The sequence below is a fragment of the Rheinheimera texasensis genome (genome assembly GCF_964031785.1).
Taxonomy (GTDB): domain Bacteria; phylum Pseudomonadota; class Gammaproteobacteria; order Enterobacterales; family Alteromonadaceae; genus Pararheinheimera; species Pararheinheimera texasensis_A.
This window is the reverse complement of the sequence record NZ_CAXIRE010000015.1, coordinates 303,880-314,887: the sequence shown is the minus strand read 5'-3', so window position 1 is coordinate 314,887 and position 11,008 is coordinate 303,880. Positions and strand designations below refer to the sequence as shown.

Annotated in this window: 6 protein-coding genes; 3 read left to right on the top strand and 3 right to left on the bottom strand. The window is 52.3% G+C overall.

The window, feature by feature from the left end; translation table 11 throughout:
* Positions 1 to 80: 80 nt before the first annotated feature.
* The 3 genes from ABNT34_RS05985 to ABNT34_RS05975 all read right to left on the bottom strand — a co-directional run bounded on the left by ABNT34_RS05985 (position 81) and on the right by ABNT34_RS05975 (position 5,081).
* A complete protein-coding gene (locus ABNT34_RS05985; protein WP_348729712.1) occupies positions 81 to 974 on the bottom strand; it encodes a helix-turn-helix transcriptional regulator in 894 nt (297 codons plus the stop codon).
* A 258-nt stretch (positions 975 to 1,232) separates the two neighbouring features.
* On the bottom strand, positions 1,233 to 2,189 hold the full coding sequence (locus ABNT34_RS05980; protein ID WP_348729710.1) for a hypothetical protein: 957 nt from the start codon (positions 2,187 to 2,189) through the stop codon (positions 1,233 to 1,235).
* 336 nt (positions 2,190 to 2,525) lie between these two features.
* Positions 2,526 to 5,081, bottom strand: a complete 2,556-nt coding sequence (locus ABNT34_RS05975; protein ID WP_348729708.1) for an exo 1,3/1,4-beta-D-glucan glucohydrolase — start codon at positions 5,079 to 5,081, stop codon at positions 2,526 to 2,528.
* Between the two features lie 427 nt (positions 5,082 to 5,508).
* On the opposite strand from ABNT34_RS05975, the gene ABNT34_RS05970 reads away from it, so the two are divergent.
* From ABNT34_RS05970 to ABNT34_RS05960, 3 genes are all read left to right on the top strand, one after another.
* Positions 5,509 to 8,475, top strand: coding sequence for a TonB-dependent receptor (locus ABNT34_RS05970; protein WP_348729706.1), 2,967 nt, complete (start codon positions 5,509 to 5,511; stop codon positions 8,473 to 8,475).
* 162 nt (positions 8,476 to 8,637) lie between these two features.
* Positions 8,638 to 10,230, top strand: a complete 1,593-nt coding sequence (locus ABNT34_RS05965) for a tryptophan halogenase family protein (protein ID WP_348729704.1) — start codon at positions 8,638 to 8,640, stop codon at positions 10,228 to 10,230.
* 38 nt (positions 10,231 to 10,268) lie between these two features.
* Positions 10,269 to 11,006, top strand: coding sequence for a SapC family protein (locus ABNT34_RS05960; protein WP_348729702.1), 738 nt, complete (start codon positions 10,269 to 10,271; stop codon positions 11,004 to 11,006).
* Positions 11,007 to 11,008 lie beyond the last annotated feature (2 nt).

Sequence of the window (11,008 nt, the reverse complement as noted above, 5' to 3'; positions counted from 1 at the left end):
CACAGCTCGAAAGAGCGCCACTATTCCTTCGCTGTGTCGCCTTGCCTGAGGCAATTTCAGGCTGCTCTGCTGTTCGCTTATTAAACTATATGGTGCTCTTGTGCTTGCTGATAACTGTGCAGCGGATCTTCCGGCAAACCGGGGCGGGCGAACGGGATGCAATTGATAAATAACGAGAATAATTCGGCTTGTGAGCCAATCTCCAGTTTGCGGTAGATGTTTTTGCGATGGATTTTGACAGTGCCGTCTGAGGTTTGTAGTTTCTCCGCCGTCAGCGCTGAAGAATAACCGCGCAGCAGATACCAGAGCACATCACGCTCGCGTGGCGTCAATAAAGAGCTGGCGAAATTAGACAGCGTGGCTTCGACCTGTAAATGGGTTTGGTCTGAGCTATTGGCAAGTGGCAAGGGGGTGGCCAGCTGATGGTGGCGGGTCAGCGCGGCGTCGAGCACCGGCATCACCATATTCAGTGCCTGCACATCGGCGCGGCTGAAGGTATTGCTGTTGATATTGCGCTGCATGAAAAAATTCAGCGCTGTGTTGTCGTCAATGCGCCACAGCACATCAATCGAATCGGCCACACCGATTTTGCTGTAAAAGGCAGTGTAATAACTGCTTTGATAAAAATCGTCTGGCGCCACGTCAGCCAGCCAATAAGTGCCGCTTGGGCAGCCTTTTAAAAACAGCTGATACTGTGGGTCCAGCGCATAAGGCCCGGTGGAATAAATATCGGCGTGTAAACTGCGGTCAAACGGATGGAAGCGATGCAGCAGGCTTAACGGTTTTTGCTGGCGGTAAAACACCAGAAGTCCGCTGGAGTCGACCGGACAGACGGCTTCGAGCACATCCAGCACAGCAGCAAAAAAGCCCGGTTTACCCAGCTGCTGCCACAAAGCGACCTGCGCATCCAGCATGCGTTGATCCCAAATCAGCGCCAGCGAACCCCGATGATAAACTTCCGATTTTGCGCGCACACCGTCTCCCTGTCACATAAGCCAAAGCTGAAGTGTCACCTTAACGCTTTTTTCTGTGACTGCCTATAAGCCAAAAGGTGGGGTTGAGATGAGTGTTTTGAAATTGTCGTCAGACGAGAACCGCCCAGACAATGAAGAGCTGCAACGAGTAATTGAAGGATAGCAGCCGGAATGCTGCTATCCATGCGGTATTAGAGTTGCAGTGTTAATCATTCCGCATGTGGACAATTTTCAGTTGCTCTGACACTTGGGCAGCCTTCACTCTTTTTCGATGCTGTCACAAAGTCCTTTAGCCTGGCAAAAAGGGGCTTTGAAAATCCGAATATCCGATTGATTATCGCGAACTGTGACTGCGCCGTGCCCTAAGGTCATTTCCAGAAATACTGAGTCGCCAACGTTTTTTCCATCCAACGCCCGGATCGGCACCAGTACATCAGGTCGGATATTGGCGTTGTACCGGACCGCTTCTGGTACTTTGACGGCCATATCAAATCCCAGCGACTCTACGATACGGCTCACCAGTCGTTTGGCTTCTTCCTGTAGTTTTTTGATAATTTGTGGTGTAAGTCGATCAAGTACCTTCAGAATGTATGGCAACTTTACATCCACAGTGACAACCGGATTCAGCTTGTCCCGGTCGGGATGTGCGTAGAGGCGTTTGGTGAACACGTTGTATTTGCCATATAACTTCATGTCATCGAGACGGAACGTGACGTAGAGATTTACCACAGAGTCAGTCATTTTCGCGTTGGCTTCCAGGCCAAAGTTGTCAAAAATGACCGGGACAAACCCCTCGTTGTCGACGGTACCATTGATTAACAAATGTATGGAGCCATTATATTGCGCATCCAGCCGGACTATTTTGTCCATATTGGCATTCGCCTGAAAATTGTAGAATTCCTGCGTCATGCTTTCTCTAAAGTTGTCGAGGATATAGCTGGTTTGTTCTGCCGCAACACTGTGCAGCTCGTCGTAGACTTGGTTAGGGAAACTGTCTCGGGTCGTAATACCTTGCACGTAGCATTCACGATTGGAGATTAATACTGGTCTAATCACGTAGTTCTTCGGAGAAGTTTTCAAAGTATCAACGATGTTTGCATTCACTTTGCTGCAGGACTGGGTTTGTGGCACCCCGGGAACAGCATTTGCAGCAAAACTCAAGGCGATGCCTGTCATAGCCGCCAGATATTGCAGCCTGTATTGGGTGGTCTTCATGATTATGCTCCATGCACAGTAACGGGAAATATCAATCAGGGTCTGATTGGCATGATATGGACTCATTGCTGAAAAATTCAGCAGCGCCAGCTTAGATTAAGTTTTAGGGGCGGTGGCTATTTGGCGAAGCGATGTAAGGAAATTATATGCTTTTTGTAAATTTATTGGTTTTAGCTGCATGGTGCAAAGTTGAGGGTTTTCACCTTTGACACAATCTGAAGGCATCTTAGGGCCGTTTTGTCTCCTTTCGTCGCTCAATGCGATGGCGATGCAGTCCTGTTGCACCATATATAAAAAAACAGCGGCCGAAGCCGCTGCAATTGATTTTTTAGTCCGTCACTGACAGGATAAACTGGCTTTACCAGCCAAACCCGGCACTAAGCGGATATCCGACAGTTGCACTTTATTGGCGGCTTTGCTGCTTAACACAAAACTTTGCTGCACTTTGCCAAAGTCGGTGCCTTTAAAGCAGGCGAGGTCAATGCTGAGGGTTTGCCAGCCGGTTTTGCCCTTAAGCAGCGGCGTCAAGTCCACCGAGCCGCCACATTGTTCACCGCAGCCGAGGCTTAAGTTCAGGCCTTGCACGGGTTGTAATGGGTTGATTTGTAATTCCAGCACGGCGTTGCTTTCACGGTAGCCACGCAAATCGCGCGGGAAATTACTGGCCAGCGCCACGGCGTTATCTAACTTGCCACCGAAGCTGATTTCGCGGCCATCTTCCTGCACACGCCGGTCTATTGATTTAAAGCTCAGGTCTCCCAGTGTCTGCACATTGGCGCTGACCGGGGCCATTTGTTCACCGCTTTTGAGCCAGAACTGCCACGGCGCTTTGGCTGCACGTTCAAATAACGGCAGCGGCTCGTGCGCGCCATTGCCACCGGCGGCCTGTTCCGGCAACGTTTTACTGAGTGGCCCGCTGTCTTTGCTGGCGTAGCTTAAGCCAAAACCATAAGGGAGCAGGGGCGTCTGACCGTCGTTCAGATTCACTTTAAATTGCGTCGGCGCTGCCGGCCAGCTGTAGCTGAGCTTGCCGTGGAAGTCATATTGCACTTTATCGTTGGCGGATTTCAGCAAGACATCGGCGATGCCGGCGCCTTCACTGCCCGGTAACCAGGCCGCGACAAAAGCGTCGGACTGATTCAGCTCGGGATTGATCCACAGCGGCCGGCCACTTAAAAACACACTGACCACCGGAATGCCTTGTTGTTTCAGTGACTTTAATAACGCTAACGCCGTTTTATTGCCACGCTGGAATTCCAGATTGTCGATATCACCGTTGCCTTCGGCATAAGGCTCTTCGCCAAATACCACCACAGCCACATCGGGTTTTTGCTGGAAACTGCCGTCTTTGGACAAACTGATTTGACCGCCGGCGGCTTTGACCTGTGCGGCAAAACCCTGATAAATCGAACTGCCGCCGGGGAAGTCGCTATTAACGTTACCAGTGCCTTGCCAGCTAATAGTCCAGCCGCCGCTTTGTTGGCCGATGTCATCAGCGGCAGGGCCCGTCAGCAGGATCTTCGCTTTGGGGGATAACGGTAACAGCGACTGATTGTTTTTCAGCAATACCAGCGATTTACGCACTGCATCCCGTGCCACAGCGCGGTGCTCAGCGGCGCCTATCAGTTCCAGTTTGCCGGATAACGCGCGCTTGGCCGGGCCTGGCCGGTCAAACAAACCGGCGCGTAGTTTCACCCGCAGAATACGCCGCACCGCATCGTCGATGCGGCTTTGCGCAATTTCGCCACTTTTCAGCTGCGCCAGCAGATTGTGATACAGCGGTTTCCAGGCGCTGGTTGGCACCATATAAACATCGAGGCCGGCATTGGCAGCCTGGGCGCAGTTTTCGTTAGTACAGCCCGGAATTTGGCCGTGGCCGTTCCAGTCGCCGACCACTAAGCCGTCAAAACCCAGCCGTTGTTTTAATACTTGTGTCAGTAAATACGGGCTGCCGTGGTTTTTCTCGCCATGCCAGCTGTTAAAAGATGCCATGACGGTTTGCGCACCAGCCTGCAGACCGCCGACATAACCCTGGGCGTGAATGTCGATCAACTGTTGTTCGCTGGCGATATTGTTGCCCTGATCAACACCACCTTCCGTGCCGCCGTCACCGAGGAAATGTTTGACCGTGCTAATCACATGGTGATCGGTAAGGAATTTCCCCCCCGGCTCACCCTGTAAGCCGCGGACTATGGCCGCAGCATAATCGCGCACCAGCGCCGGATCTTCGGCGTAGCCTTCATAAGTGCGGCCCCAGCGGTCATCCTGTGGCACTGCAACTGTCGGAGCGAAGATCCAGTCAATACCGGTAGCCCGGACTTCAACCGCGGTGGCACGGGCAATTTGTTCAATCAGTTTGGGTTCTCGCGCAGCACCGAGGCCAATATTGTGCGGGAAAATGGTCGCGCCGATGACGTTGTTGTGGCCATGCACTGCATCTGTGCCCCACATAGTCGGAATACCGCTGCCGTCCTGACTGGCATCAATAGATGCCTGATACATGGCTTCGGCCAGTTTAATCCAGTCGGCTGGTGTCGCGTGTTTGTTATTGGCCGGGAACGAGCCTCCGCCATTGAGATAAGAACCAAAGCCATATTTGCGCATGTCTTCGACGCTGATATCGCGGATCTCCGGTTGGATCATCTGAGCAATTTTTTGCTCCGGCGTCATGGCGGCGAGGATTTTCTCCAGCCGTTGTTCCAGTTTGGCATCGACCGGCACGGCAGAAGTCAGCACCGGCCAGCGCTGAATATCCCGTGCGGACGAGGTCGCACTGTTTGCTGCCGCGGCTGTGGCGTTTGCGGAACCAGCGGTTAACGCCAAAGTGACCGCCAGGGTCAATGGCGCAAAGCGGTGAGTGAATGTCGCAAAGCTATGGGTGGCAGATGCCACAGAAAAAACCGGCAATGCAGGCAGCATAAAACAAAGTCCCCATGATGAAGTTGGCCGGACGCCGTGCTGCGGTATCTGCTAACAGCAAGTTGCGTGGCCATAATGATGTTTTGAAAGCGCTTACAGATATAGCATCAAATGCAGCGCTGTCAAAGTGCTTTTTCCGTCGGGGCTGGCAGTGGGGTGGGCATAACTTCAACAGATAACGCTGGATATGTAACCGGTTACTAGAATATAAGTCTTTATAAAACATATGGATACTATGCATTACGTTTTTTGTATTGACGGGTTATAAAAAATCAACTAATGTCCTGAAAGCGCTTTCAGAAGTGTGTCAGGGCAGTATCAACACCAAAGAAAAAGGCGCAAGGTCTGCAGTTCAGGCAGACAAACGAAGCCAGATAATAAAAGTCGACAGGGAAACTAAATGAATCCAACTACATTTCACAAAAGCAGACTGGCCACCAGCATTGCACTGGTGCTCGGCGTCGCGATGCCCGGTTATGCTGCGGCGGACGATGCTGCGGCAGCCAAAGAAGACAAAATTGAGGTGATTACGGTCACCGGTATTCGCGGCAGTCTGATCAAATCGATGGACACCAAACGCGAATCTGAAGGTATCCTCGATGCGATTTCAGCTGAAGATATCGGTAAATTCCCTGACACCAACCTGGCAGAATCGCTGCAGCGTATCACCGGTGTGTCGATTGACCGCGTCAACGGCGAAGGCAGTAAGGTGACGGTGCGTGGTTTTGGCCCGGATTTTAACCTGGTAACCTTAAACGGCCGCCAGATGCCGGTGACTACAGGCTCGCGTTCGTTTGATTTTGCCAACATTTCTTCTGATTCGATCAGCGGTGTGGAAGTGCACAAAACCGCGCTGGCGTCGAACCCAACCGGTGGTATCGGCTCTACTATTGACGTGCAGACGCTGCGTCCGCTGGACTCACCAGGTCAGAAAGCCATTGCGAGCGTCGCAGCTGTCGATGACCGCTCGACTGATAAAGGCAGTGCTACACCAGAAGTGTCAGCGTTGTATTCGAATACCTTTAACGACAACAAATTCGGTATTTTGCTGTCAGGTTCTTATCAGGAACGTGAAAGCGGTAACCAACAAGCCAACGTCGGCACCGGCTGGCGCAGCTTCTTAGGCAAAGTGGATGATAACTGGGGCGCCGGTACCGCAGAATGGGGCGGCGTGCCACAAGGTAATCAGGTCAACCGTCCAAGCGCTGACGAAGTGTATTCAGTACCGCAAACCACCATCTACAAATTTGAAGAACAACAACGTAAACGCACCAATGGCCAGTTAGTGCTGCAATACAGCCCACGCGATGAGATCAAAGCGACGCTGGATTACACCTATATGCGCAACGATATCGACACCCAATATAACGACGTGTCGGCCTGGTTTACTTTTGCCCCTTCATCCAGCGTCTGGACCGACGGTCCTATTTCTTCGCCGCTGGTATATTCCGAAACCTATGATGCCAAACAAGATTTGTCGATGGGTGCCGGTGATTATGGCGTGCGCAATGAAAGCGGTTCTTTAGGCTTTAACCTGGAATGGGAAGTCAACGACAATCTGAGCCTGACCTTTGATGCGCACAAATCTGAAGCCGAAAACAAACCAAACAGCCCGAACGGTTCCAACAGCAGTTTAAGTACTGCAGGTTTTGTCCGTACTTATGCCGCGACGGATTTCAGCGGTGATTTACCAGTGCTGGCAGTCGGTGGCGGCAATGCCGTGACGCCGCAGGATATGCGTGTGACCGGCTCGGTATTTGGTAATGCCCGCAATAAATCTGAGATCGATCAGGTGCAATTTGACGGTGATTACACGCTGAATGATGAATCGAATATCGATTTTGGTATTGCGCTGACGACTGTCGACAACCATTCACAGTCCGTCAACGTGCAGCGCAACGACTGGGGTGGCGTCGGTAAAGCCGGTGATTTAGATCCAAGCTGGTTCCCGGCTGAAACTATCCACGACAAATTCACCGCCAATGGCGGCAATTTCTCCGCGTTTTCTGGCAAAAGCTTTGATGTGCTGAACAAAATCTTTATGTGGGATTTTGAGCGGGTGCGGGCACAAGCGGAAAAACTGTACACACCAGCGGGTTACAAAGGCAAAGGTGACTGTGGCACAGATTTCTGCCCGTCTTCTGACTACGCCAGTGATGTCGACCGTTACACCGAAGAAGAATCACAATCAGCTTATGTGCAGTACAACTACCGCAATGACTGGAAAGGCAAACCGTACGATCTGCATGTCGGTTTACGTTATGAACAAACTGACGTGACCTCGACTTCTGCCGTTGCAGCATACGATCGTGCCGACTGGATTGCCGATACCGAAATTGCGCTGCATGCCAGCGGTAAACGGGAATTCCAGACGCAACAAGGTGATTACGATTACCTGTTGCCAAGCATCAACTTCAATATCGAAATCGTTGAAGATGTGATGTTGCGTGCGGCGTATAGCGAAACCATTGGCCGGCCGGACTATGTGTCGATTCAGGGTGGTACTGTGGTCGGCACGCTGGCGAACCGTTCAGGCGGCGGCGGCTCTGCCGGTAACCCAAGCCTGTTACCACTGGAATCGCAGAACTATGACTTCTCGGCCGAATGGTACTATGCCGAAGCAAGTTACTTGTCTGCTGGTTATTTCCGCAAAAACGTCACCAACTTTATTACCAACCTGAAAGTCGATTCGACCATTTATAATCTGGCGAACCCGGCAGATGGTAAAAAGTATCGTGAAGCTTTAGCCGCCGTAGGCGCTGATGCGGCAGCGATCCGCAACTGGATCTTTGCGAATTACCCGAACGACCCGAGCGTGAACGTGCCAGGTAAAGTCATCAGCGGTAAAACCGGTGAAGACAATACGATGATCTTTAAAATCGACACACCATCGAATGGCACTGAAGAAGAGACCATCGACGGCTGGGAGTTTGCCATTCAGCACGCCTTTGGCGAAAGCGGTTTTGGCACTATCCTGAACTACACCATGGTCGATTCAGGCGTGGAATATGACAACTTTATCCTGAAAGACCAGCCGGCGCTGGTTGGGTTAAGTGATACCGCTAACGCTATTCTGTTCTATGAGAACAATGGTCTGCAGGCTCGTATTGCTTACAACTGGCGGGATGAGTTCCTGAACTCCCGTGGCCAGGATACCGGCTCAAATCCGAAATACACTGAAGCTTATTCACAAATTGACGCGTCGGTCAGCTATGACCTGCCGCAAGTCAAAGGCTTAACTGTGTATCTCGAAGCGCTGAACATCACTGACGAGTACATCCGTGTGCATGGCCGGGCGAAAGAGCAGGTGCTGAACCTGACTGAAGCCGGTGCCCGTTATAGCATCGGTGCCCGTTACAGCTTCTAATTGAAGCTGTAACAGCAGAGCACAGGATGTGCTCTGCTGAATTGTAAGCGCTCTCTTGTTTGCAACCATACTTTGTTGCATGCTGCAGAGCGCTTTTTTTTCGGCTGAATTCTTTGGGATTTGCCATGTTCTACTCATGCATAGTTGTAAAAGGTCATGCCGATGCCTAGCTGTCCTCCTGCAAAAACTGAAGTGCTGATTGTTGGTGGTGGTGCTGCCGGCTGGTTGACGGCTGCGGTGTTGAGTGCCACCCACAACCTCGATGAAGGTGTACTGGCGGCGCAGCCGCGGGTGCAGGTCACTGTGCTGGAATCGCCTGATGTGCCGACTATTGGCGTGGGCGAGGGCACCTGGCCTTCAATGCGCCAGACGTTAAAGCTGATTGGCCTGTCTGAAACCGAATTCTTCCGCTGCTGCGACGTCAGCGCCAAACAAGGCTCTTTGTTTGTCGACTGGTCTGAGCCGGGCAGTCATTATTTACACCCATTCACGTTACCTGCGGGCTGGCCGGAATTTAATCTGGCCAGTTGCTGGTTACCTTTTGCCGGCGACATCGCTTTTGCCGATGCCGTTACCACGCAATATCAGTTAAGCCGTGCCGGCCTCGCGCCGCGTTTGCCGCAGGCGCCGGATTATCAGCCGGTACTGAATTACGGTTACCACTTAAACGCCGGGAAATTTACCGAGTTGTTGCAGCGCCATTGTCAGGACAAACTCGGCGTCCGTTATGTGCCGGCGCACTTAAAAGAAGTCGTGCTGCGCGCTGACGGCGCTATCGACAACCTGCTGGCGACCCCTGCAGGTAGCTCAGATCTCTGTGCTTATCAGGCTGATTTGTATGTCGATTGCACTGGTATGCAATCCTTGTTGCTCGGAAAAGCACTGCAGACGCCGCTCACCAGCGTCAAACATATCCTGTTTAACGACCGCGCTTTGGCGGTGCAGGTGCCGTACCCTGATGCAGAGACACCGATAGCCGGCAATACAATATCAACGGCCCAAGACAGCGGCTGGGTGTGGGATATTGGCCTGCCGACCCGCCGTGGTGTCGGTTTTGTGTATGCCAGCGACTATTGCAGTGATGACGAAGCGGATGCATGTCTGCGCGCTTATCTGAAAAAAACGGCGGGCAGCGCTCAAGCCACGCTGTTTTTTGCAGAGCAGGCAGAGCCGCGTCAGCTGCAATTTCAGCCGGGTTATCGCGCTGCGTGCTGGCAGCATAACTGTGTCGCCGTTGGCATGGCGGCCGGTTTTATTGAACCACTGGAAGCCTCTGCGCTGGCCTTGGTGGAGTGGAGCGCGAAAACGCTGGCTGCCGCTTTACCGCTGGACCCGGCCTTGTACAGTCTGGCTGGCGCCAAAATGAACCGGACTTTCCTGCGCCACTGGCAACAAATTATCGAATTCCTCAAGCTGCATTATGTGTTGTCCAAACGCGACACGCCGTATTGGCGGGCGCACCGCGACAGCGCGTCTATTCCGCAGACTTTGCAGGACCAGCTGCAGCTTTGGCAGCAGCAAGTGCCGCAACCGCTTGATTTTGCATATCAGGATTTGCTGTTTCCCGCCGCCAGCTATCAATATGTGTTGTATGGCATGGGTGCGCTGACACAAACCTTGCCGGCCAAACCGTCGCAACAGGCACGTGCCCGCGCGTTGTTTGCGCAAAACTATCAGGATTTAACCAGGCTGCAGCAACTGCTGCCGGATAACCGGCAATTGCTGCAACAGCTGGCGCTGAAAAACCAAAACTAAAAACCAAAACTAAAAAATATGAAGAGAAGGATTGCCGCATGACCAACACTGTTTTATTAAATGCTGCCGACCACGCTGAGCTGCGGGTGATCACGGCGCGTGGCGCTGAATACGGCGACAATCAATGGTTTGCCACCACATTCCCGCTGGAGTTTCGCAGTTGTGCCGCCTGTTATCCGCTGTTCTTCTTTCGAGACAACCAAAGCCAACAGCAAACTTCGCAAATATATCCAGTCGCGCTGTTTGGCTTTCGCCATGGTGAAAATCTGTTTTTACAAGATGGCTGGCAGGAACAATATCTGCCGCTGTCGGTACGCCGTCAGCCGTTTTTAATCGGCCGTCAGCAAGTGCGGGAAGATGGCATGGTGCGTGAACAACGCGTTTTGCATATCGCTTTGGATCATCCGCGGGTCAGTAAAAATGAAGGCGAACCACTGTTCCTGCCTTATGGTGGCCAGACGCCGTTCCTGCAGGATATGGCTGGCATGCTGGAAACTTTGCATTTGGGTATGCAGGATGCGCATAACTTTGTCGCGCTGCTGGAGCAATATCAGCTGCTCGAACCGGTGACGGTCAATGTCACTTTAAAAGACGGCAGCAGCCATCAGCTGGTCGGTTTTTTAACCATTGCCGAGGAGCAGCTGGCCAATCTTGATGGCGCAGCACTGGCGCAATTGCATCAGCACGGTTATCTGCAGGCGATTTACCTGATGATTGCGTCCCAAGCGCAGATCCGCCAGCTGGTGACGCTGAAAAACCAGCAGTTGGGGTTGTAAAG